The 23,501-nt window shown below is 65.7% G+C and carries 23 protein-coding genes; 13 read left to right on the forward strand and 10 right to left on the reverse strand.

Annotated features, from left to right (window positions below):
• Positions 1-20 precede the first annotated feature (20 nt).
• The gene (locus tag EET10_RS28455; protein ID WP_036404648.1) at positions 21-1,463 is read right to left on the reverse strand and encodes a CCA tRNA nucleotidyltransferase; all 1,443 of its coding nucleotides are present in this window, start codon (positions 1,461-1,463) and stop codon (positions 21-23) included.
• 154 nt (positions 1,464-1,617) lie between these two features.
• Here EET10_RS28455 and EET10_RS28460 point away from each other — a divergent pair, with 154 nt between their 5' ends.
• The 12 genes from EET10_RS28460 (at position 1,618) to cwlM (ending at position 16,064) form a co-directional block, all read left to right on the forward strand.
• Positions 1,618-2,358 (forward strand): NUDIX hydrolase, encoded by a 741-nt coding sequence (locus EET10_RS28460; RefSeq protein ID WP_036404651.1) that lies wholly within the window; start codon positions 1,618-1,620, stop codon positions 2,356-2,358.
• Positions 2,355-4,748 carry a hypothetical protein gene (locus EET10_RS28465; RefSeq protein WP_122502709.1) on the forward strand — a complete coding sequence of 798 codons (2,394 nt, stop codon included), beginning with the start codon at positions 2,355-2,357 and terminating at the stop codon, positions 4,746-4,748. Before EET10_RS28460 ends, EET10_RS28465 begins: the two co-directional genes overlap by 4 nt.
• On the forward strand, positions 4,745-8,311 hold the full coding sequence (gene murJ, locus EET10_RS28470; RefSeq protein WP_122502710.1) for a murein biosynthesis integral membrane protein MurJ: 3,567 nt from the start codon (positions 4,745-4,747) through the stop codon (positions 8,309-8,311). Before EET10_RS28465 ends, murJ begins: the two co-directional genes overlap by 4 nt.
• Before the next feature lie 63 nt (positions 8,312-8,374).
• Complete coding sequence (gene sigM / locus EET10_RS28475) at positions 8,375-8,941, forward strand: RNA polymerase sigma factor SigM (protein ID WP_036404654.1); 567 nt, start codon at positions 8,375-8,377, stop codon at positions 8,939-8,941.
• A gap of 74 nt (positions 8,942-9,015) precedes the next feature.
• On the forward strand, positions 9,016-9,777 hold the full coding sequence (locus EET10_RS28480; RefSeq protein WP_036404657.1) for a hypothetical protein: 762 nt from the start codon (positions 9,016-9,018) through the stop codon (positions 9,775-9,777).
• A gap of 99 nt (positions 9,778-9,876) precedes the next feature.
• Positions 9,877-10,875 carry a thioredoxin-disulfide reductase gene (trxB, locus tag EET10_RS28485; protein ID WP_036404660.1) on the forward strand — a complete coding sequence of 333 codons (999 nt, stop codon included), beginning with the start codon at positions 9,877-9,879 and terminating at the stop codon, positions 10,873-10,875.
• Positions 10,872-11,225: a thioredoxin gene (trxA, locus tag EET10_RS28490; RefSeq protein ID WP_036404663.1), complete on the forward strand. Its 354-nt coding sequence runs from the start codon at positions 10,872-10,874 to the stop codon at positions 11,223-11,225. The genes trxB and trxA overlap by 4 nt, the downstream gene beginning before the upstream one ends.
• A gap of 779 nt (positions 11,226-12,004) precedes the next feature.
• Positions 12,005-12,319 carry a PE family protein gene (locus EET10_RS28495; protein ID WP_122502711.1) on the forward strand — a complete coding sequence of 105 codons (315 nt, stop codon included), beginning with the start codon at positions 12,005-12,007 and terminating at the stop codon, positions 12,317-12,319.
• A 19-nt stretch (positions 12,320-12,338) separates the two neighbouring features.
• Complete coding sequence (locus EET10_RS28500; protein WP_425461698.1) at positions 12,339-13,646, forward strand: PPE family protein; 1,308 nt, start codon at positions 12,339-12,341, stop codon at positions 13,644-13,646.
• Positions 13,647-13,698: 52 nt separating this feature from the next.
• Positions 13,699-13,992, forward strand: a complete 294-nt coding sequence (gene esxG, locus EET10_RS28505) for a type VII secretion system protein EsxG (protein WP_036404669.1) — start codon at positions 13,699-13,701, stop codon at positions 13,990-13,992.
• 38 nt (positions 13,993-14,030) lie between these two features.
• On the forward strand, positions 14,031-14,321 hold the full coding sequence (locus EET10_RS28510) for a WXG100 family type VII secretion target (RefSeq protein WP_036404672.1): 291 nt from the start codon (positions 14,031-14,033) through the stop codon (positions 14,319-14,321).
• A 522-nt stretch (positions 14,322-14,843) separates the two neighbouring features.
• On the forward strand, positions 14,844-16,064 hold the full coding sequence (gene cwlM / locus EET10_RS28515) for an N-acetylmuramoyl-L-alanine amidase CwlM (RefSeq protein WP_036404676.1): 1,221 nt from the start codon (positions 14,844-14,846) through the stop codon (positions 16,062-16,064).
• A 40-nt stretch (positions 16,065-16,104) separates the two neighbouring features.
• Here cwlM and EET10_RS28520 read toward each other — a convergent pair whose 3' ends face one another.
• The 3 genes from EET10_RS28520 to EET10_RS28530 all read right to left on the reverse strand — a co-directional run bounded on the left by EET10_RS28520 (position 16,105) and on the right by EET10_RS28530 (position 19,192).
• Positions 16,105-16,875: a hypothetical protein gene (locus EET10_RS28520; RefSeq protein ID WP_036404679.1), complete on the reverse strand. Its 771-nt coding sequence runs from the start codon at positions 16,873-16,875 to the stop codon at positions 16,105-16,107.
• A gap of 356 nt (positions 16,876-17,231) precedes the next feature.
• Positions 17,232-18,212, reverse strand: a complete 981-nt coding sequence (locus EET10_RS28525) for a ParB/RepB/Spo0J family partition protein (protein ID WP_036404682.1) — start codon at positions 18,210-18,212, stop codon at positions 17,232-17,234.
• A complete protein-coding gene (locus tag EET10_RS28530) occupies positions 18,209-19,192 on the reverse strand; it encodes a ParA family protein (RefSeq protein ID WP_423793608.1) in 984 nt (327 codons plus the stop codon). The genes EET10_RS28525 and EET10_RS28530 overlap by 4 nt, the downstream gene beginning before the upstream one ends.
• Here EET10_RS28530 and EET10_RS29925 point away from each other — a divergent pair.
• Positions 19,158-19,532: a hypothetical protein gene (locus EET10_RS29925; RefSeq protein ID WP_218028524.1), complete on the forward strand. Its 375-nt coding sequence runs from the start codon at positions 19,158-19,160 to the stop codon at positions 19,530-19,532. The genes EET10_RS28530 and EET10_RS29925 overlap by 35 nt on opposite strands.
• On the opposite strand, the gene rsmG is transcribed toward EET10_RS29925, so the two are convergent.
• The 6 genes from rsmG to rpmH form a co-directional block, all read right to left on the reverse strand.
• Positions 19,414-20,154 carry a 16S rRNA (guanine(527)-N(7))-methyltransferase RsmG gene (gene rsmG, locus EET10_RS28535; RefSeq protein ID WP_423793606.1) on the reverse strand — a complete coding sequence of 247 codons (741 nt, stop codon included), beginning with the start codon at positions 20,152-20,154 and terminating at the stop codon, positions 19,414-19,416. The two genes, EET10_RS29925 and rsmG, sit on opposite strands and share 119 nt — an antisense overlap.
• Positions 20,155-20,252: 98 nt before the next feature.
• Positions 20,253-20,750 carry a Jag family protein gene (locus EET10_RS28540; protein WP_423793607.1) on the reverse strand — a complete coding sequence of 166 codons (498 nt, stop codon included), beginning with the start codon at positions 20,748-20,750 and terminating at the stop codon, positions 20,253-20,255.
• Positions 20,751-20,938: 188 nt separating this feature from the next.
• A complete protein-coding gene (gene yidC, locus EET10_RS28545) occupies positions 20,939-22,069 on the reverse strand; it encodes a membrane protein insertase YidC (RefSeq protein WP_036404688.1) in 1,131 nt (376 codons plus the stop codon).
• Positions 22,053-22,316 carry a membrane protein insertion efficiency factor YidD gene (yidD, locus tag EET10_RS28550; protein WP_244601789.1) on the reverse strand — a complete coding sequence of 88 codons (264 nt, stop codon included), beginning with the start codon at positions 22,314-22,316 and terminating at the stop codon, positions 22,053-22,055. Before yidD ends, yidC begins: the two co-directional genes overlap by 17 nt.
• A gap of 71 nt (positions 22,317-22,387) precedes the next feature.
• Positions 22,388-22,750 carry a ribonuclease P protein component gene (gene rnpA, locus EET10_RS28555; protein WP_036404691.1) on the reverse strand — a complete coding sequence of 121 codons (363 nt, stop codon included), beginning with the start codon at positions 22,748-22,750 and terminating at the stop codon, positions 22,388-22,390.
• 23 nt (positions 22,751-22,773) lie between these two features.
• Positions 22,774-22,917 carry a 50S ribosomal protein L34 gene (gene rpmH, locus EET10_RS28560; protein WP_068111553.1) on the reverse strand — a complete coding sequence of 48 codons (144 nt, stop codon included), beginning with the start codon at positions 22,915-22,917 and terminating at the stop codon, positions 22,774-22,776.
• Between the last annotated feature and the right edge of the window lie 584 nt (positions 22,918-23,501).

Here is a 23,501-nt window from a genome sequence, read left to right on the forward strand (position 1 = left end):
GTTCTGACGCAACGCCCGAGCTAGGGGTTCCCGCGGGATTTCCACCAGGCCAACAGTTCGGCGGTCGCTTCCTCGGTGCTCAGCGGCCCCCGGTCCAGCCGCAGCTCCTTGAGATAGCGCCACGCCTCACCAACCAGCGGACCCGCCGGAATATCAAGCAACCTCATGATCTCGTTGCCGTCGAGATCCGGGCGCACCCGGGCCAAATCTTCCTGGGCGGCCAGCTCGGCAATGCGCTGCTCCAGCCGGTCATAGCTGGCCTGCAGCCGCGCGGCGCGGCGCTGGTTGCGGGTGGTGCAGTCGGCGCGCACCAGCTTGTGCAGCCGCGGCAACAGCGGCCCGGCGTCGGTCACATAGCGCCGCACCGCCGAATCGGTCCACTTACCGTCGCCGTAACCGTGAAACCGCAGATGCAAATACACCAGCTGGGACACATCGTCGATCATCTGTTTGGAGTACTTCAGCGACCGCATCCGCTTGCGAACCATCTTGGCGCCCACCACTTCGTGGTGATGGAAGCTGACACCGCCGTTCGGCTCGTGGCGGCGGGTACCGGGCTTGCCGATGTCGTGCAGCAGCGCCGCCCAGCGCAGCACCAGATCCGGGCCGTCATCTTCCAGGGCCATCGCCTGGCGCAAGACGGTCAGCGAATGCTGATAGACGTCCTTGTGCTGGTGGTGTTCGTCGATGGCCATCCGCATGCGGCCAATCTCGGGTAACACCACCTCACCCATCCCGGTTTGCACCATCAGATCGATGCCGGCCACCGGATCATCGCCGAGCAGCAGCTTGTCCAGCTCGGCAGCCACCCGTTCGGCACTGATCCGGCCCAGCTGCGGGGCCATCTCTTCGATCGCCGTCCGCACCCGCGGGGCGACGGTGAAGCCGAGCTGCGAGACGAAGCGGGCCGCGCGCAGCATCCGCAACGGGTCGTCACCGAAGGACACCGACGGCGCCATCGGAGTATCGAGCTTCTTGTCCCGCAGCGCCGCCAAACCGCCCAGCGGATCAAGGAACTCACCCGGCCCATTGGACGTGACCCGCACCGCCATGGCATTCACGGTGAAGTCGCGACGCACCAAGTCGTCATCGAGGCGATCGCCGAACCGCACCTCCGGGTGCCGCGTCACCTGGTCATAGCTCTCGGCGCGGAACGTGGTGATCTCCAGCCGGTAGTCGCTCTTACCGACACCAACGGTGCCGAACTCGATACCGGTGTCCCAGACCGCATCGGCGAACGGCCGCACGATTGTCTGCACCTGTTCCGGGTGGGCGTCGGTGGTGAAATCCAGGTCGGGGCTCAACCGGCCCAGCAGCGCATCGCGCACCGAACCGCCCACCAGATACAACTGGTGGCCCGCACCGGCGAATGCCGACCCGAGTTCGACAAGCACGGCAGCGTGCCGATTGAGGGCGACCGCGGCCGCGGTCAGCAGGTCGGCATCCTGGACGGTTTCGGGCACGTTCGATCAGCCTAATGGGAGTCACCCGCCGGATCTGAACGGGCCAGAATGGCCCGCGGTCGCACCACTGCGAGTTACCTGCCTTGCGGGATGATATGGCTCCCGACGGCGAGTACATCCGGATGACCAGCCCGTGCCAGCTAATATCGCTTGGGTGTCGCAGGGCGAACAAGCCAAACCACGTCGACGCCGCGGCCGGCGCCGCGGTCGTGGCGTTGCGGGTTCTGCCGAAAATGCTAAGGACACCCACGCGGCCGGCAACGGCGCCCCCACACCGTCATCGGCAAAACCGGCCCGGCCGCGCTCGCGTCGCGGCCGTCCGGACCGGCTGCGCACGGTGCACGAGACCTCCGCCGGCGGACTGGTCATCGACGGTATCGACGGGCCGCGCGATGAGCAGGTCGCGGCGCTGATTGGCCGCATCGACCGGCGCGGACGCATGCTGTGGTCGCTGCCCAAAGGTCACATCGAGCTCGGCGAGACCGCCGAACAGACCGCGATCCGCGAGGTCGCCGAGGAAACCGGAATCCGTGGCAGCGTGCTGGCCGCGCTGGGTCGCATCGACTATTGGTTCGTCACCGATGGCCGCCGGGTGCACAAGACCGTGCATCACTATTTGATGCGCTTCCTGGGCGGCGAGCTCTGCGATGAGGATCTCGAAGTCGCCGAGGTGGCATGGGTGCCGATCCGGGAACTGCCGTCCCGGCTGGCCTACGCCGACGAACGCCGCTTGGCCGAGGTGGCCGACGAACTGATCGACAAGTTGCAGACCGACGGACCGGCCGCACTTCCGCCGCTTCCGCCGACCTCGCCAAGGCGACGGCCGCAGACCCACTCCCGCACCCGGCACGCCGACGGATCGCCGCCGAGCCGAAAGAACTCTCACGGGCCGTGACTGCGTTGCGAGTGCCTTGGGCCGGTTTGTGGCGCCTCCCCGCAGTCATCGGCATCGTGGCCGGTTTCGCGGCGGTGCTCAACGTACCGCGCGCGACCGCGGGTGAACCCAGCCCCACGCCATTCGTGCAGGTCCGTATCGACAAAGTGACCCCGGACGTCGTCACCACCACCAGCGACCCGGTGGTCACCGTCAGCGGCACGGTGACCAACATCGGTGACCGGCCGGTCCGTGAGGTGATGGTTCGGCTCGAGCATGCCGCGGCCGTCGCTTCGTCGGCGGCGTTGCGCACCTCGCTCGACGGCAGCACCGACCAGTACCAGCCGGCCGCGGACTTCCTCACGGTCGCCCCGGAACTGCAGCGCGGACAGGCGGCGGGGTTTACCTTGTCGGCTCCGCTGCGCTCGCTGACCAAGCCGTCGTTGACGATCGACCAGCCGGGCATCTTCCCGATCCTGGTCAACGTCAACGGAACGCCCGACTACGGGGCGCCCGCACGCCTCGACAACGCCCGGTTCCTGCTGCCCGTGGTGGGCGTGCCGCCCGACCGGGCAGCCGATTTCGACTCCGCCGTGGCGCCGGAGACCGCTAAACCGGTGTGGATCACCATGCTCTGGCCGCTGGCCGACCGGCCCCGGCTGGCCCCCGGCGTTCCCGGCGGCACCATTCCGGTCCGCCTCGTCGACGACGACCTGGCGAACTCGCTGGCCAACGGCGGCCGACTCGACACCCTGCTGTCCGCAGCCGAGCTCGCCACCAGTCGCGACGTCGACCCCGAGGGCGCCGTCACCCGTGCGCTGTGTCTGGCCGTCGACCCGGATCTGCTCGTCACCGTCAACGCAATGACCGCCGGCTATGTCGTGTCCGACTCGTCCGACGGCCCCGGACAGCTGCCCGGTACCCCCACCCACCCGGGAACCGGCCAAACCGCGGCCACCATCTGGCTGAACCGGCTACGCACGCTGGCTCACCGCAGCTGCGTGGCGCCGTTGCCGTACTCCCAGGCCGACCTGGACGCCCTGCAGCGGGTCAACGATGCCGGCTTGAGCACGATCGCTACCGTGAGCGCCGCCGACATCGTCGACAAGATTCTCGACGTCAACTCCGTACGGGGCGCAACGCTGATGCCCGACGGGCCGTTGACCAACCGCGCAGTCGACTTGCTCAGCGCCTACAACGGCATGGTTACGATCGCGGCCGCCGACTTTTCCGCCCCCGACGCCGCTCAAGGCAGCTCCGCCAACGCCGACATCACGGCGCGGCGGCTGTCCCCGCAACTGGTTGCCGCGCCGTTCGACCCGGCCGTCGGCGCCGCCTTGGCCGCGGCGGGCGCCAACCCGAGCACTCCCACCTACCTGGACTCTTCGTTGTCGGTCCACATCAGCCACGACTCGGCCACCGCCCGCCGCCAGGACGCCCTGGGCGCGGTGCTGTGGCGCAGTCTGTCCCCGGACGCCGCGCCGCGTACCCAGATCCTGGTGCCGCCGGCGACGTGGAACCTGCAGGGTGACGACGCGCAGTCCATCCTGACCGCACTGGCCACCACCATCCACGCCGGGTTGGCGGTGCCGCGTCCACTGCCAGCACTGATCGCCGACGCGGCGGCCCACACCGAGCCGCCGCAGCCCCTGGGCGCCGAGGCCAACCCCGCCACCGCCCGCGGCCGGTTCAGTGACGACATCACCGCGCAGATCGCCGGCCAAGTCGGCCGATTGTGGAAGCTCACCGCGGCGCTGACCACCGATGACCGCACCGGGCTGACCGGTGTGCAATACACCGCGCCGCTTCGCGAGGACATGCTGCGGGCGCTGAGCCAGTCGGTACCGCCAGACACCCGCAACGGCCTGGCCCAGCAGCGGCTGGCGGTGGTCGGCAACACCATCAACGACTTCTTCGGTGCGGTCACCATCGTCAACCCTGGCGGCTCCTACACCCTGGCCACCGAACACAGTCCGCTTCCCCTGGCGCTGCACAACGGTCTGGCCGTACCCATCCGGGTCAAGCTGCACGTCGATGCTCCGCCCGGCATGACGGTCACCGACGTCGGCCAAATCGAGCTGCCGCCCGGGTATCTGCCGCTGCGAGTACCTATCGAAGTCAACTTCACCCAGCGGGTCGCCATCGACGTGACCCTCAAGACACCCGACGGCATGGCGCTGGGCGAGCCGGTGCGCTTGTCGGTGCACTCCAACGCCTACGGCAAGGTGCTGTTCGCCATCACGCTCACCGCCGCTGCGGTACTGGTGGCACTGGCCGGACGGCGGCTTTGGCACCGGTTCCGCGGCCAGCCCGACCCCGCCGACCTGGACCGCCCCGACCCGCCGCCGGGCAAGCACACCCAACAACATGGTGCGCTGGACCGTCGGGTCGAAGAAGAGCACCGGGTATGAAAGCGGCGCCGCGGCGGATACAACCAGTGCCGCAGCGGATACCGGCGCCCCGCCGCATCGAGCGCCGCGCTGAACTATCCGATGCCGCCCTGGTGTCACGGTCATGGGGAATGGCCTTCGCGACGCTGATCAGCCGGCTCACCGGGTTCGCCCGCATCGTGCTGCTGGCCGCGATCCTGGGCGCCGCGCTGTCCAGCTCGTTCTCGGTGGCCAACCAACTGCCCAACCTGGTCGCCGCGCTGGTCCTGGAAGCCACCTTCACCGCGATCTTCGTGCCGGTGCTGGCCCGTGCCGAGCAGGACGACCCCGACGGCGGCGCCGCGTTCGTGCGCCGACTGGTGACGTTGGCCACCACGCTGCTGCTGTTGGCCACCGCATTGTCGGTCGCCGCCGCGCCGCTGCTGGTGCGGCTGATGCTGGGCCGCAACCCGCAAGTCAACGAGCCACTGACCACCGCCTTCGCCTACCTGCTACTCCCCCAGGTTCTCGTCTACGGCCTGTCGTCGGTGTTCATGGCGATCCTGAACACCCGCAACGTGTTCGGGCCGCCGGCGTGGGCGCCCGTCGTCAATAACGTGGTTGCCATCGCGACCCTGGGGGTGTATCTGGCGGTCCCCGGTGAGCTGTCGGTCGATCCGGTCAAGATGGGCAACCCGAAGCTGTTGGTGCTGGGAATCGGCACCACGTTGGGGGTGTTCGCCCAAACCGCCGTGCTGCTGGTGGCGATTGGGCGCGAGCACGTCAGCCTGCGGCCGCTGTGGGGAATCGACCAGCGGCTCAAGCGTTTTGGCGCGATGGCGGCCGCGATGGTGCTGTATGTGCTGATCAGTCAGCTCGGTCTGGTCGTCGGCAACCAGATCGCCAGCACCGCAGCGGCGTCCGGCCCGGCGATCTACAACTACACCTGGCTGGTGCTGATGCTGCCGTTCGGCATGATCGGCGTGACCGTGCTGACCGTGGTCATGCCGCGGCTGAGCCGCAACGCCGCCGCTGACGACATCCCGGCCGTGCTCGCTGACCTGTCGCTGGCCACCCGGCTGACCATGATCACGCTGATTCCCGCGGTGGCGTTCATGACCGTCGGCGGGCCGGCGATCGGCACCGCGTTGTTCGCCTACGGACACTTCGGTCAAGTCGACGCCGGATACCTGGGCGCCGCGATCGCGTTGTCGGCGTTCACCTTGATTCCCTACGGGCTGGTGCTGCTGCAACTGCGGGTGTTCTACGCCCGCGAGCAACCCTGGACCCCGATCGTCATCATCGTGGTCATCACCGGCGTCAAGATCGTCGCCTCGCTGCTGGCCCCGCACGTCACCGATGACCGTGAATTGGTTGCCGGCTATCTGGGCCTGGCCAACGGCCTCGGTTTCCTGGCCGGCGCGACGGTCGGCTACTACCTGCTGCGACGGGCGCTACGGCCCGGCGGCGGCCAGCTGATCGGCGCCCACGAGGGGCACACCATCCTGGTGACGACCGCCGCCTCGTTGCTGGCCGGCCTGCTCGCCCATGTCGCGGATCGGCTGCTCGGCCTGGCTCAGTTGACCGCCCACGGCGGTGGGGCCGGTTCGCTGCTGCGGCTACTCATCCTGGCGCTGATCATGGTGCCGATTCTGGCCGCGATCATGCTCGGCGCACAGGTCCCGGAGGCACAGGCGGCGCTTCGGGCGATCCAGCATCGCCTCGGCGTTCGGCCCGGCAAACCGGGTCGGCGCGAGGTCACTGCGTTGGATCGATCGTCTGGCCGTTACCGCGTCACGTACCCTGAGCAAAGAATGTCGTCCCCGCCGGGGGAAAGTGCGGTCCATCAGCCGATCCGGCGCAGCCCTCCGGCAATCAGAGCCGGGATAGCGAAAGGACCGGAGGTGACCGACCGCCCATCGGACAGCGCCGCCTCGTCCGACGCCGTCTCCGGCACCGACCTACCGCGGCCGGTTGCCGACGATTTTCAGCCCGACATTCCCGCAGACGCCGATCAGGGTGCCGAGTCGCGGCCCCGCCGGCCCGATCGGCTCAACGGCGACGCCGACACCCGCGGGCCTATTCCGTTCGATGCGCCTCGCGAGCGTGGTCCGGAACCGTCAGTGCCGCGCGACGACGTCAACCTGGTTCCGGGTGCCCGCATTGCCAACGGCCGCTACCGGCTGCTGATCTTCCACGGCGGCACACCGCATCTGCGGTTCTGGCAGGCGCTAGACACCGCGCTGGATCGCCAGGTGGCGTTGACGTTCGTCGACCCCGAGGGGGCCTTGCCCGAGGAGGTCCGCCAGGGAATCCTGGCCCGCACGCTGCGGCTGAGCCGCATCGATAAACCCGGTATCGCGCGGGTGCTCGACGTCCTGCACACCGGCGCGGGCGGCCTGGTGGTCGCCGAATGGATCCGTGGTGGTTCGCTGCGTGAGGTTGCCGACACCGCGCCGTCGCCGGTCGGGGCTATCCGGGCGATGCAATCGCTGGCTGCGGCCGCCGATGCGGCCCATCGCGCCGGGGTGGCCCTGTCGATCGACCATCCCAGCCGGGTGCGCGTCAGCATCGAAGGCGACGTGGTGCTGGCCTACCCGGCCACCATGCCCGACGCCAACCCGCACGACGACATACGAGGGATCGGCGCCGCACTGTATGCCCTGCTGGTCAACCAGTGGCCACTAGCGGAGTCCGGGAGCCGCAGCGGGTTTCCCCCGGCCGAACGGGACGCGTCCGGTGCACCTGTCGAACCGACCGTCGTCGACCGCGACATTCCGTTTCAGATTTCCGCCGTTGCCGTACGGTCGGTACAGGAAGACGGCGGAATACGCAGTGCGTCAACGCTTTTGAACCTGCTGCAGCAGGCGACTGCGGTGGCCGACCGCACCGAGGTGCTCGGTCCCGTCGAGCCGGCGCCGCCGGCGTCGGTGCGCCGCTCGGCCGCGGAGGACAGCGCAGCCTATGCCCGGCGTCGCCGCAACCTGCTCATCGGTATCAGCGCTGGCGCCGCCGTCCTGCTGGTCGCCCTGCTGGTACTGGTCTCGGTGATCAACAAGGTCTTCGGCAACGTCGGCGCCGGGCTCAACCGTGACCAGCTCGGCCTGAACACCCAAACGTCGTCGGCGTCGGAGGCCAGTTCCGCCCCTGTCGGCAGCACCGTCAAACCCACCAAAGCCACCGTCTTCTCCCCAGACGGGGAGGCCGACAATCCAGGCCAAGCCGATTTGGCTATCGACGGCAATCCCAGCACTTCCTGGCAAACCGACACCTACAGCGACGCCGTCCCGTTCCCCGCTTTCAAGAACGGCGTCGGATTGATGTTGCAGCTGCCGAAGCCGACCGTGGTCGGTGCCGTCACCATCGACATTTCCAGCACCGGAACCAAGGTCGAGATCCGCTCGTCACCGACTCCGAACCCGTCGAAGCTCGACGACACCTCCGTGCTGACCTCGGCCACCGCGCTCAAGCCCGGCCACAACACCATCGCGGTCAAATCGTCGGCACCGACGTCCAACCTGCTGGTGTGGATTTCAACGTTGGGAACCACCGACGGCAAGAGCCGCGCCGACATCTCGGAGATCACGGTACAGGCCGCATCCTGATTGCCGCACAACCCCGCAAACGAGTGAAGTGCCCCGCGGCTACCGATTGGTTACTGTCCGCCCGTGGGTTTCGGGGGCAGACGGGAACGTAGCGACGCCGAGCTGTTGGCGGCTTTCGTCGGCGGCGAGCACCGCGCCTTCGAGCAGTTGTTCCGCCGCCATCAACGCCACCTGTACCGGTTGGCCCGACTCACCAGCCGCACCCCGGAAGACGCCGAGGACGCAGTGCAAGAGGCGATGATCTCGGCACACCGGTGCGCAGCGTCGTTTCGGTATGACGCGGCGGTCAGCAGCTGGCTGCACCGCATTGTGGTCAATGCCTGCCTGGACCGGCTCCGCCAGGCCAGGGCCCGGCCGACCGCCCCGCTCGACGACGTGCATCCGGTTCCGGATGCAACGGCCCGAGTCGAGACGGAGATCCTGGTGCAGCGGGCGCTGCTGCAGCTTCCGGTCGAACAACGGGCCGCAGTGGTCGCGGTCGACATGCAGGGGTATTCGATCGCCGACACGGCACGCATCCTGGGTGTGGCCGAGGGCACCGTCAAGAGCCGCTGCGCCCGCGGGCGAGCGCGGCTGGCGCGGCTGCTGGGCTACCTCACCACCGGTGCCAGCGCCGTCGACACCAGTTAGCACCAACCGGCGCGCCGTGCTGCTGCGCGGGCCGCACATGGTAACCGACCTGTGCATGACGGACACTGGGGCGGATGACCGGGACCGACCACGAATCCGACGCGAACCCGCCGCTGACCGTCGAGCTCCTCGCCGACCTGCAGGCCGGTCTGCTCGACGACGACGCCGCCGCTGACATCCGCCGACGAGTCCGCACCGACCCTCGAGCGGCGGCAATCCTACGTGCCCTGCAGCAGGTGCGCCGCGACCTCGCGGCCGCCGGAGCTGATCCGGCCTCGGCGCCGCATCCGCCCGCCGAGGTCACGGCCAAGATCGTCACGGCCCTGCGGGCTGCCGCTGCCAGCGAGTCGCCGGCCACTCACGCCGCCCGCCCGCGCATCCGCCCGGGGAAAGTCCTTGCCGGGATTGCCGGGTTCTGTGCGGCCGTCGCGGCGATCGGCGTCGGTACCGCCTCACTGGTCACTGCGCCCTCACCGGCGCCGAGCACGCCCACCACCGCAATGCACATCACCGTCTCGACGCCGCCGCCGGTGATTCCGCTGTCGCACCAACAGATCCTGGAACTGCTGCAACGCACACCCGACTACGGCCCGGTCGACGCCGCCCTCGCCGACCCGTTACGGCGCGCGTCCTGCCTGACCGGCCTGGGCTACCCGGCATCCACGCAGATCCTGGGCGCCCAACCGATCGGCATCAACGCCCGCCCCGGGGTGCTGCTGGTGGTACCCGGCGACGGCCCCGGTACCGTGGCGGTCTACGCGGTGGCGCTCAACTGCAGCGCCGCCGATACCGGCCTGTTGGCCAGCACCACAATTGCCCGAGCCCCCGGCTCGTAGCGGCATCCCGACATGGGCCGGCGCGCGGAAGGGAACACCAGTGCCTACGCTGGCGTTCATAAAAGTCCGAGATCAGCTTTCCGCACCCGAAAGGCCCGCATGACCCCCGCCTCCGCCACTCCAGACCCCATCCACGACGTGATCATCATCGGCAGCGGTCCTGCCGGATACACCGCCGCTCTCTACACCGCCCGGGCGCAGTTGGCTCCGCTGGTGTTTGAAGGCACCTCGTTCGGCGGGGCACTGATGACCACCACCGAAGTGGAGAACTATCCGGGTTTCCGCGACGGCATCACCGGTCCCGAGTTGATGGACCAGATGCGGGAACAGGCGCTGCGCTTCGGTGCGGACCTGCGCATGGAGGACGTGGAGTCGGTCTCGCTGGACGGACCGATCAAGTCGGTCGTCACCGCCGACGGGGAAACCTGCCGCGGTCGGGCCGTGATCCTGGCGATGGGTGCGGCGGCGCGTTACCTGCACGTGCCCGGCGAACAGGAGCTGCTCGGTCGCGGTGTGAGTTCGTGTGCCACCTGTGACGGGTTCTTCTTCCGCGACCAAGACATCGCCGTCATCGGCGGCGGTGACTCGGCCATGGAGGAGGCCACCTTCCTGACCCGCTTCGCCCGCAGTGTCACGCTGGTGCACCGCCGCGACGAGTTCCGGGCCTCCAAGATCATGCTCAACCGTGCCCACGCCAACGACAAGATCAACATCCTGACCAACAAGGTGGTGCTCGCCGTGGACGGGGACACCACCGTCACCGGACTGCGGTTGCGCGACACCGCCACCGGTGAAGAAACCACACTGCCGGTGACCGGCGTCTTTGTCGCGATCGGACACGAGCCGCGATCCGGCCTGGTGCGCGATGCCGTCGATCTGGATCCGGACGGCTACGTGCTGGTCAACGGCGGCACCACGAGCACTTCGCTGGACGGGGTATTCGCCGCCGGAGACCTGGTCGACCGCACCTACCGGCAGGCGGTCACCGCAGCCGGCAGCGGATGTGCCGCTGCCATCGACGCCGAACGCTGGCTGGCCGAACGCGAAGCAACGGGGCACGCCGACAGTACCGACACGCTGATTGGAGCACAACAATGACCGATTCCGAGAAGTCCGGCGCCACAATCGAAGTTTCCGATGCTTCTTTTTCCACCACTGTGCTGTCGAGCAATAAGCCTGTGCTGGTTGACTTTTGGGCTACCTGGTGCGGCCCGTGCAAGATGGTGGCGCCGGTGCTCGAAGAGATCGCCGCCGAGCGTTCGGGCAGCCTCACCGTGGCCAAGCTCGACGTCGACGCCAACCCGCAAACAGCGCGCGACTTTCAGGTCATCTCGATTCCCACGATGATCCTGTTCAAAGACGGCCAGCCGGTGAAGCGGATCGTCGGGGCCAAAGGGAAAGCGGCGTTGCTGCGCGAGATTTCTGACGTGGTACCAAGTCTCGATTAGTGGCTTGTAGCTAGCCCGGTACCCGATTCACGACCCGTCGTGGGGCAGCGGCGATACCGCTCGCACTCCGTCCACAGCGCCGTGACTCGTAATGCGGCGGCTCGGTGCTCACGCAGTTCCGGTCCGGCGGCTGCACATGGTGCCCCATGTTGCGCGAGGATCATCATCGGACGGATGGTCCCGGCTGGCCGCATGAGGCTGACATGGTGGTGAAATCTACTCAGGCAGAACGCTTTCCGGATCCACCGGACGGTCGGCTTGCGCAGCCCGCTCCCGCCCGGCCCATAACCCCCGGAGACGGAAGGGCACCGTTGTGCGTTTAGCTTCAGCTCACTGACTGACGTGGACTCTGCTCCCGCGCAATTACTTTCGTATTCGAGCGCCCCTCGGCGCGCCGTATGATCCGCATCCGCACCGCCGAGCACAGCGACCAACGTGCGCCAACGCCCAGCGCGTCAGCGTCTTCACGTTGCCCGTCGGTCAGCACGTGCGTCGTTATTCGATCACCTTCACTTTGCGACACTCGAACCCGATTATCTGTCAACGGGATTCGCCTGAAAAGCGATCGTTTCGGCTCTCCGGGGACCCGAAATCCACGCTGTGGCGCGTTGATCATTTGTACTTATCACCCGAGTTGGTAAATGTATCGGCACGTCGTTGTACAGAGTGGTCGGGCATGGTCCAATCGGTGCGTCGTTGGATTCCGCGAGTTTCGCCCGACATCCGCAAACCGCGGAGTCACAAAGCATTAGAAAGACATTAGAAAGAGGGGTGTCGAATTGACGTTGCGAGTGGTTCCTGAGGGTTTGGCTGGCGCGGCTGCAGCCGTCGAGGCGTTGAGTGCTCGGTTGGCGGCTGCCCATGCTGCCGCAGCGCCTGTGATCACCGCGGTGGCGCCTCCGGCGGCTGATCCGGTGTCGCTGGCGACTGCGGTGGGGTTGAGCGCCTGCGGTGTGCAGCACGTGGGGATCGCCACTGAGGGTGTCGAAGAGCTGGCCCGCTCCGGTGTGGGCATCGGTGAGGCAGGCGTCAGTTATGCCGTTGGTGATGCCGCCGCAGCGCTGACGTATGCCCCTACGGCTGGTTTGATATGACCAACCGAGTCCGATTGTGATGAACGACGCCAACTTTATGCAGCCTGTGTGGTTTGGCTGCCCGCCGGAGATCCATTCGGCGTTGCTGAGTGCAGGCCCGGGACCGGCTCCGTTGGTGGCGGCCGGCGCGGAATGGTTATCGCTGAGCGCTCAGTATGCCGAGACGGCCGAGGAACTGGGTACGGTGCTGGCCGCGGTAGCCGCCGGGGCTTGGCAGGGTCCCAGCGCGGAGCTGTGCACGGCGGCCTACGCCCCGTATCTGGCCTGGCTAATGCAAGCCAGCACCGATGGTGCGGCCGCGGCTGCTGCACACGAGGCCACCACCACCGCCTATACCGCTGCACTGGCGACAATGCCCACGTTGGCGGAGCTGGCCGCCAACCACGCTACCCACGCAATACTGTTGGCCACCAACTTCTTTGGCATCAACACCGTCCCGATCGCGGTGAATGAAGCCGACTATGTGCGGATGTGGATCCAGGCCTCGACCACCATGAGCGACTACGCGGCAGCCACGGCGACCGCCTTGGCCACCACACCCCACATCCTTCCGCCACCGGTTATCCTCAAAACCGGCAGCACAGCAGCTACCGTCGCCGTCGCATCCACTCTCACGCCTTTTCCTTTGTGGGCGATCCTCGACATTATTTGGCAAACCATTCTCACTCTATTGTTCAGCTTCGTCGGATTTTGGGGCTTCCTGCTCTTCATCTGGGTCGTACCCATACTTATGATTGCTGCCGCGGCAGCGGCCTTGATGGGCGACTACGTCGCCGCAGCGTATCTGCTGGACTTTGCCCTGGCTTGGCCAATCATCATCTTTGGCTTTGGCCTTTCGTTTTTCCTGTCGCCGTTGATGGCCGTTGTTCAGGTTATTGGCTTGATTGTCAATTGGATTATCGGAAATCTCGTCGGTCCGGCTTTGTCTGTGGTCGCTAATCTTGGTGGGGGATTGGCGCTGGCGAGCCCTGTTACCGCGTCCGTTGCTGCGGCGCGTGCGGCTGCGGGCGCTCCGTTGGCGGCAATGGCTGTCGATGCGATGCAACCCGGGCCCGGCATGTCGGCGATGCTGCCGCAAGCGCAATTGGTGGCAGCGGTCTCGGCCGGAACCCTATCGCCGGGATCAGCTGCGGGTGCCGATCAGGGTGCCGGCAACCTTGGTTTTTCGGGAACGTTGACCGCCAAAGGGCCTTTGGTCAAGACCGGCGGCTTATCCACCATCGGTGCCGAGTGTGATGGTGCGCAAATTCCGATGCTGCCGGCCAGTTGGGAGCACGGGCTCGTCGCAGCGCTCGGCGATGGGGGGTTGATCGGCGCAGCGGTATGACAGTCAGATAACCAGAAAAGCCACGGGAAATCGAGTCCGAAGGAGAGTTGTTGTGAGCTTGTTGGATGCCCATATTCCGCAGTTGGTGGCGTCGCAGACCGCGTTTGCCGCCAAGGCGGGGCTGATGCGTCACACCATCAGTTCTTCCGAGCAGTCAGCGATGTCGGCGCAGGCGTTTCATCAAGGTGAGTCAGCAGCGGCATTTCAGGCCTCGCATGCTCGGTTTGTCGAGGCGGCCGGCAAGGTGAACGCGTTGTTGGATATCGCGCAGGCCAATCTGGGTGATGCCGCCGGCACCTATGTGGCTGCCGATGCCGCTGCAGCTTCGGCCTATACGGGATTCTGAGGCCCGTACACCATCGTCGAATTTTGAAAGGGTTTGTGATGTCACAGATTATGTACAACTACCCTGCCATGATGGCTCATGCGGGGGACATGTCCGGGTATGCCGGGACACTGCACAGCCTGGGTGCTGACATAGCCACCGAGCAGGCCGCATTGTCCAATGCATGGCAGGGCGACACCGGGCTGACCTATCAGGGTTGGCAGGCACAGTGGAATCAGTCCATGCAGGAATTGGTCAGCGCATATCAATCGATAGCCTCCACGCATGAATCCAACACGTTGGCGATGAACGCCCGCGACATGGCCGAAGCCGCCAAATGGGGCGCCTAGCCTAGCGTAAAGCATCCGTTGGGGGCCAGTCCCGCGGGACTGCTCGAGCGAGGCGGGACAGTCGCCACTCGGGCTAATCGCGACCTCGAGCAGCCCCGCGGGGCTGGCCCCCACCGTTTTTGGTCCCGTGCGCAGGCCGTTCAAGACCCATTCATCTTCATTTCAGACCCGGCGAAATGCAGCAAGCACATAGGCGCCGCCCGTCCACGTCAACGAACTCACGCACTTCGCCCCCGTCCTCCCGGCCACCGAAAGCTACCAGCGCGCTTACTACAGCAAAAAGCGTCGGGAAATTACCCGCTCCGCCCAGGTTTCGTCGGAAAAGCCTTCACCAGCCAGAATCCACTGCGCCCTGTCGTGATGTGGCAACAGTTGTAGTGCTGTGGCCAACCGCCGCCTGGACGACGCGTCGGGCCCCGGATCAGCCTGGGGTTTTCCCGAAATTGGGAAGCGTCTGCGACAATAGCGGCTAGCTGTGTTGCATTTGTCAGCGAGGTCAGTGAGTCCTGGAGGGCCTTTGGTATGCCGAGTCCGCGCCGCGAAGACGGCGACGCGCTGCGCTGTGGTGACCGTAGCGCCGCTGTCACCGAGATCCGTGCTGCGCTGGCCGCGCTGGGGATGCTGGATAATTCCGACGAAGATCTGACCACAGGCCGACACGTCGCGCTCGAGGTGTTCGACGCCGAACTCGACCACGCGGTACGCGCCTTCCAGCAGCATCGCGGACTGCTCGTTGACGGCATCGTCGGCGAGGCCACCTATCGGGCCTTGAAGGAGGCGTCCTACCGGCTCGGCGCCCGCACGCTCTATCACCAATTCGGTGCGCCCCTATACGGTGACGATGTCGCGACACTACAGGCTCGACTTCAAGATCTCGGGTTCTACACGGGGCTGGTCGACGGATATTTCGGGTTGCAGACCCACAATGCGCTGATGTCGTACCAGCGTGAGTACGGGCTCGCCGCCGACGGCATCTGCGGCCCGGAAACGTTGCGCTCCTTGTACTTTCTCAGTTCACGGGTCAGCGGCGGCTCACCGCATGCGATTCGGGAAGAGGAGCTGGTCCGCCGTTCGGGTCCCAAGTTGTCCGGCAAGCGGATCATCATCGATCCCGGCCGCGGGGGTGCCGATCACGGCCTGATCACCCAAGGCCCGGCCGGGCCGATCAGCGAGGCAGATGTTTTGTGGGACTTGGCGAGTCGTCTCGAAGGACGAATGTCGGCCATCGGCATGGAGACCTTCTTGTCCCGACCGGCTAACCGCAGCCCGTCAGACGCCGAACGTGCCGCCATCGCCAACGCGGTTGGCGCAGACCTGATGATCAGCCTGCGCTGCGAGACCCAAGCCAGTCCTTCGGCTAACGGCGTCGCCTCGTTCCACTTCGGAAACTCGCACGGGTCGGTATCCACCATCGGTCGCAATCTGGCTGACTTCATTCAGCGAGAAGTTGTGGCGCGCACTGGTTTACGGGACTGCCGTACCCATGGCCGAACATGGGATCTGTTGCGGCTAACCCGGATGCCGACCGTTCAAGTCGACATCGGCTACATCACCAATCCCCATGACCGGGAGATGCTGGTCTCAACACAGACCCGCGACGCCATTGCCGAAGGTATTCTTGCCGCCGTCAAGCGCCTCTACCTGTTGGGCAAAAACGACCGGCCCACAGGCACTTTCACTTTCGCCGAGCTATTGGCCCACGAGCTCTCGGTGGAGCGGGCCAGCAGGCTCGGCGGTCCCTGACTTGTCTTGACGTTCCCGGGGCGCATCGTTCTCCGAGGCGTCAGAGGGTATTGCCGGCCCTGGAACCGGCCGTTGAACTAGCGCTGGAACTGGCCGTCGTAGCCGCCCCCACGGGCTGTTGCAGCTGAACATTTTCCAGCAATCGCTCCAAAGCCGCCTCTACCTCGGCCTTCCACCCAAAACCTTTGTCCAGTTCGAGCCGCAACCGCGGAAAGTACCTGTGCGGTGCCACCACCACAAAACCCATGTCCATCAAGAAGTCCGCATCGATGACACAGTGGTCGACGGAACAGTCACCGACAACCTCGAGCACCGGGCGCACGTCGGGGTCGATCAATCCGGGGTCCTGTAAGTCGGCCACCTCCGCCGTGCGGCCGAAAGCCTCCAGTGCCCGCACACCGCGGCGAACCAGTTCGTCGATTACCCGCGCGATCAGGCTGTGCGGCAAATCATCGGGGGCTTGTCCGCGTTCGATACCCATCGACGTCAACAACACCGCGTCGGCAGACACCGGCGCAGTCGGAAACAGACGGGCCCGCGGTACCGCCCGCGGCGGCGCGTAGAACACATATCCCAGACACGGCGGTTCGGCGTCGCTGCGTTCGTCGGGGATTGCCGTCGCCACCTGGCCGCACGAACCCCACTCCAACATCACCATCGACAGCCAGGCTTCTTTTTCGAATTCGGGATCGGCAAGGTGGTGCTCGTTACCGAGGGTCGCGGGTTCCACTTCCCAGTAGACGCACCGGCGCGCGTGCTTGGGAAGCTGCTCGAAGGCTTCGAGCCGCAGCGATGTGATACGAGCAGACACTAGTCTCCTGGCCTCCGTGCGGTACTGCAACTGTCAGCGCCGCTCCTCTGCCGGCCCTTTGGCCCGCGCTGTCGCACGGCCATGCCCACAGCCCCGATCTCCCCCGGCTGATGTGCACCAGCAACCTCTCCAGGATAGGAGAGTTGGTCGCGGTTGGGCCAGTATCGGTTGGCGACCCGGGACGCTGCCGGCCGCTGCCGCCTCACGACCGGCTCCGCTGATCACAACCAACCGGCCGTGTCACGAAAACCGTTGACGCACATAGGGTCTGCGTCGAAGTACACCGCAACAAGCACTGCCTCCCTATCCCGGAACCGCGTCGGTGTCACAGTGACGTAATTACCCGGTGTTGCGGCTCACGCCTTCGCATCGGTCATCAAGCCGATGATCCGCTGCAAATCGTCCACCGAGCCGAACTCCACCACGATCTTGCCCTTGCGTTTGCCAAGGCTGACCGTAACCCGGGTGTCGAAGGCGGTCGACAGTCGCTCGGCAACGTCTTGAAGTCCGGGCATTTGAATCGGTTTGCGCCGCGGCGGGGTTGGTGTGCCGGTACCCGCTCGGTTGGCCAGCGTGACGGCTTCCTCGGTGGCTCGTACCGACAGGCCCTCGGCGACGATCCGGCTCGCCAGTTCCTCCTGTGCCTCCGGCCCGGCCTCCAGCGACAGCAGCGCACGCGCGTGACCAGCCGACAACACCCCTGCGGCTACCCGCCGCTGAACGGGGATCGGCAGCTTGAGCAATCGGATCATGTTGGTGATCAACGGGCGGGACCGGCCGATGCGTGTGGCCAGTTCATCGTGGGTGACGCCGAATTCATCAAGTAGCTGTTGGTAGGCGGCCGCCTCCTCCAGCGGGTTCAACTGGACCCGATGGATGTTTTCCAATAGGGCGTCGCGCAGCAGACTGTCGTCACCGGTTTCGCGCACGATAGCGGGAATCGTGGCTAGGCCCGCCTCTTGGGCAGCGCGCCAACGTCGCTCCCCCATCACGATTTGGTAGTGTGCACCGCCTGGCGTTGCCTCGACCGCTCGCACGACAATTGGCTGTAAGAGCCCGAACTCGCGGATCGAGTGCACCAATTCCTGCAGTGCCTCTTGGTCGAAAACCTGGCGCGGTTGCCGGGGATTGGCCTCAATGTCCGACGGGGCGATCTCGCGGTACACCGCACCCATCGGGCTGGCATCGAGCATGGGCCCGCCGATCACGACGTCGGCGGTCGCCGACCCCATCCGTGGGCCGAACGACGGCCCGGACTCACCGTCGGCGGGACCGGTGGGAATCAGCGAAGCCAGTCCCCGCCCAAGGCCGCCCTTCCGGCGTGACGGCTGCGTCATGGTCGTCCCCTCCCGGCTGATGGTCGATCGCGATCGACCAGTTCACGACTGGCATCGAGGTAGCTCATTGCTCCCCGCGAACCGGGATCGTAATCGATGATCGTCATGCTGTAGCCCGGCGCCTCGGATACCTTGACGCTGCGAGGGATCACCGTCCGCAATACCTTGCTTCCGAAATACCGCCGGACCTCTTCGGCCACCTGATCGGCTAGCTTCGTCCGTCCGTCGTACATCGTCAGGATTACCGTGGTGACTTCGAGTTCAGGGTTGAGGTGCGCCTTCACCATCTCGATGTTGCGCATCAGCTGTGACACGCCCTCCAGCGCGTAATACTCACACTGGATCGGGATCAGCACTTCCGGCGCGGCGACCAGGGCGTTGATGGTGAGCAGTCCCAACGACGGGGGACAGTCGACAAAGACGTAGTCGAAGTCGAGGTTGTCGAGCTCGGCCAGCGCGGTACGCAACCGGTTTTCGCGCGCCACCATACTCACCAGTTCGATCTCGGCGCCGGCGAGATCGATCGTCGCCGGGACGCAGAACAGGCGCTCGCTGTGTGGGCTACGCCGTATTGCCTGCCGCAACGACACTTCGCCGATCAGCACTTCGTAGGACGACGGCGTCCCCGATTGCCGTTCGGTGATACCTAGCGCCGTGCTCGCGTTGCCCTGCGGATCGAGATCAATGACGAGCGTCTTGAGTCCCTGAACGGCAAGCGCGGCGGCGAGGTTGACGGCGGTGGTGGTTTTGCCCACCCCGCCCTTCTGGTTGGCGACGGTGAAAAGGCGCCGCTGGTGGGGCCGCGGTAACGGTTCGTGGGTGGTGTGCAAGACGCGCATGGCGCGTTCGGCTGCGGCGCCGATCGGGGTGTCGAGTTCGGCTGATGTTTCACGTGAAACATTCACCGTGGGATTGTGCGTTGTTTCGGCCGCGGACGCCAACTCCGTGGGCAGCAGGCCGGTCGACGTGCCGCTATCGATCGTGTTGGGACACGCGAAGGTGTTCGTCGAGGGGCCGGTAACCATCGACAGCGCCCCGGACACTGCCGGATTGGCCGACGCCGTCGGCGCATCCGTGCCGGGCGTGTCTACGGCAATGTCAACCGAGAAGGGCGCCGCAGGCTGTGACGGCCCGGTCGACGAGATCCTCGTCTGCGCCCCAGTGGCAGCTGGTGCCGACCCGGCGAAAAGCAGGGGCGAGTTCATATCGTTGCCCCGTCCGCTGATTGCTCCCGATCCGGTCGGCCCCGGACTTCGCGCAGTGCCACCACCACGGTTACGGTTGGCCGTAAATAGTTCGCGCCACATTCCACTACCCTGACATCACGCGCACCCATTGCGGCCATTACACGCCGATGCTTCTCCACTTCATCGGCGGCTCGCTCTCCCTTGATCGCAAGCATTCGGCCTCCACGCTTCAGCAACGCCATACTCCACTTCGTCAGTTTGTCCAATGGGGCCACCGCTCTTGACACCGCGACATCGACGCCTCCAAACCGGTTCCGTATCGCTGGATCCTCAGCCCGGCCCCGCACCACATCCACTGCCAGTCCTAGGTCTGCGACCGCCTCGTGCAGAAATTGACTGCGGCGCAGCAGCGGCTCCAGGAGAGTGATCCGAAGGTCGGGCCGCGCCAGTGCCAGGGGCACACCGGGCAGTCCGGCGCCGCTACCGATGTCAACTATCCGTTCGCCCGGATCGATGAGCTCGCCGATCACGGCACAGTTCAATAGGTGTCGCTCCCATACTCGTTCGGCCTCACGGGGGCCCATTAATCCGCGCTCGACGCCGGGCCCCGCTAACCAGTCGGCGTATCTTCGGGCGAGTCCAAGCCGGTCTCCAAAGATCGCCATCGGGATGGCGGACCGGTCCGGGTGCATGGGTTCTGCGGATCGCAACGGCTGCAGCGGCTCGGGAGAACGTCCATGTTTCACGTGAAACAATCTCCGATCCTCCGAGCCGATGACCCCTGTCCGCCCGGAACTACATAGCTGTAACTCACCGACACGACATCGCGGAAGGATCGCCGTCGGATAACGGGTTAGTCGCGCAACACCACAACCCGCCGCGAAGGCTCGGCACCCTCGCTTTCGCTGTGCACACCGGGCACTGCGGCGACCGCATCGTGGACGATCTTGCGTTCGAACGGCGTCATCGGCGCAAGCTCCTGACGTTCACCGCTCTCGGCAACACGCCGCGCCACCCTTTCCCCCAATGCCGCCAATTCTTCCCGGCGACGCCGGCGCCAGCTTGCGATGTCGAGCATCAATCGACTCCGCGCCCCAGTCTTCTGGTGTACCGCCAATCGCGTGAGCTCCTGCAAAGCATCCAGCACCTCTCCCCCGCGGCCCACCAACTTGTTCAGGTCGTCGCTGCCGTCGATGCTCACCACCGCGCGATTACCTTCGACGTCCAGATCGATATCGCCATCGAAGTCCAATAGGTCCAACAACTCTTCCAAGTAGTCCCCGGCGATCTCTCCCTCGGCGACCAGCCGCTCTTCCAGATCGGTCTCGTCGCCATCGGCATCGGCCGGCATGACGTCTTCTGGGACATCGGGCACATCCCCCATCGCTGCCTTGCTCTCCATGTCGAGCTCAGTGGTTTCGGCGTCAGTCATGGCTTTTCTCCCTCACTCACGGGTCAGTGTTGGCGATGTTTCGCGGCATTCTGCTGAGGCTTTCTGGGCGGTCGTGCCGCTCGTCCCGCAAAGGCTGTGACGCGCTCTTACCGTTTGCGCTTCTTTGGCCGCGCACCCGGGCGCGGTGTCCGGCCGGCGGGGGCGTTGTTCCGGCCCACCTGAGGCGGCTCGCCGGCCGGAGTCCGTGGCGCCTTCTCGGGCTTCCCTTCCGGGCTCTGATCGGCTGAGCCCGCCTTCTTCACGCCGCCCATAACATCCGGCTCGGCCGCCGACTCGTCACCGCCAGACGCCGTCTTCGGCACGCGTTTCGGCTTGGCTCCCGGGGCAGGTGCGTTGGCCGCCCTGCGCTGCAACACTTCCTGTCTCTTGGCCTCGTCCTCTTTTTCGATCATCCCGAACACGTAATGCTGCTGTCCGAACGTCCAGATGTTGTTCGAAAACCAGTAGAGGATGATCGCCAGCGGAAGGAACGGGCCACCGACGACGACGCCCAGCGGGAAAACATAGAGCGCCAACTTGTTCATCATCGCGGTCTGCGGGTTCGCCGCAGCCTCCGGGCTCTGCCGGGCAATGGATGCCCGGCTGTTGAAGTAGGTCGCGATGCCAGCCAGGATCATGACCGGCACACCGACCGCAATCACCGCGGGCCGACTGAAATCGACGAACGCGTCTAACCCACCGCGCTGAGTCATCGACGCCCCGATCGGGGCGCCGAACAGGTTGGCGTCCAGAAAGTGGCCCACGTCGGTCGGGGTGAAGACGTAATTGCCGGTGAGCCGGTTCTCCACCACCGACATCTGCGGCTGGCCGAAACCGCCCGTGGTGCGGTTGAACGAACGCAACACGTGATACAGGCCCAAGAACACCGGGATCTGCGCCAGCATCGGCAAGCAGCCCAGGATCGGGTTGAACCCGTGTTCGCGTTGCAGCTTCTGCATCTCCATCGCCATACGCTGGCGATCCTTGCCGTACTTCTTCTGCAGCGCCTTGATCTGCGGCTGCAGTTCTTGCATCTGGCGGGTGGTACGGATCTGCCGGACGAACGGTTTGTAGAGCAGGGCACGCAGTGTGAACACCAGGAACATCACTGATAGCGCCCACGCGAAGAAGTTCGACGGCCCGAAGATCAGCGCGAACAGCTTGTACCAGACCCACATGATCCACGACACCGGGTAGTAGACGAAGTCCAGGCTGAAGAAATCAAACAAAAGACTCACTCTCCCCTTGCTTCGCCGGCAGGTCCCCGCGGACATCGCAGTCCGAACATCGCCGGCGATCTGGTATCGGATCCCATCCTCCCCGATGCCAGGGTCCGCACTTAGCGAGCCTGGCTACGGTCAGCCAGCTGCCCCGGATCAGGCCGTATTCGGTCAGCGCATCCACGGCGTACTGGCTGCAGGTTGGGACGAAACGACAGGAGGCCGGCCGTAGCGGAGAAACCATGTGCCGATAGAGATCGATCATGAAAATCAGTCCGCGGGCTGTCCATCGCCCGGTGGCTGTCGCCACGCTCGCGGGACTCCACGCCGACTGGGTCACCGGCCGGTACCCGCCGATTCGGACGCGCGTCGCAAACCGCGTCGCACCTGTTGTTCCAGCCATGCCGACGAGACGTGCCGACTGCTCGGCAGAGCCCGGATCACCACTTGGTCGCACGGATCCAGACTGCCCAACAACGGCCGGGCAACGTGTCGCAACCGACGTGCCACCCGATGGCGTTCGACCGCGGTACCCACCGATTTGGCGATGATCAATCCCACCCGCGGACCGCTGCAGTCCTGCGATTGGTTACCGCGACGGACATGCACGACCACGTCGGGCTGTACGGTACGGATCCCGTACTTGACGGTTGCGTCAAACTCGGTTGACCGCCTCATGCGGTTGCGTGCGGACAGCACCGCTAAGAAACCTGCCGCGACGATCAGGCAGTCAGCGCGCGGCGGCCCTTACGGCGCCGGCCGGACACGATGGCTCGCCCGGCCCGGGTACGCATCCGCAGTCGAAAACCATGAACGCGGGCTCGGCGCCGGTTGTTCGGCTGGAAGGTCCGCTTGCCCTTGGCCACGGCGTTCTCCTCGATGTGTCTCGCATACCATCCGCCCGCTCATCTTGCACAGTCGGCGGCCGGAGGTGGTCTGGCTGCTGGCCGGCGCGGTCCCCGGAGGCATAATCCAGGTCGCAGCCGTATCGCCGACTTTCGGGCGACTGTTTGAGGGTACTGACGAGGCTTCGCCTGGTCAAACCTCGCCAGTCCCAACAGACTCAGGCCGAACCCGCCCGCCCCGAAAGATGGCTGCCTCGAACGCACTCCATATTGCACGCACATCCAAAGACCGCGAACCGAAAACGAAAGAACTGTTGGCAGCCGCACCGAAAACTGTTAGCTTCGGGCAGTGCTGTTTCGGACTGAAACGGCGGCCGACGATGAAGCGAGGATGGCGGATCGACTAGCTGCCCCGACAGCCGGGTGGTTGGATGCAGCGCAGAGATCGCGGGCCGTGGCCGAATGGCTACGGAACGTAGTCGACCGTCCTTTCCACAACTGTGGATAACCATGTGGACAGTTTGCTTGTCGCCGACAATTGCACCTCGATGTCGGACCAGGGGGATGCGTCGTTGACCGATGATCCCGGATCCGGCTTTGCCTCA

It is taken from the genome of Mycobacterium pseudokansasii, from assembly GCF_900566075.1.
Classification (GTDB): Bacteria; Actinomycetota; Actinomycetes; order Mycobacteriales; family Mycobacteriaceae; genus Mycobacterium; species Mycobacterium pseudokansasii.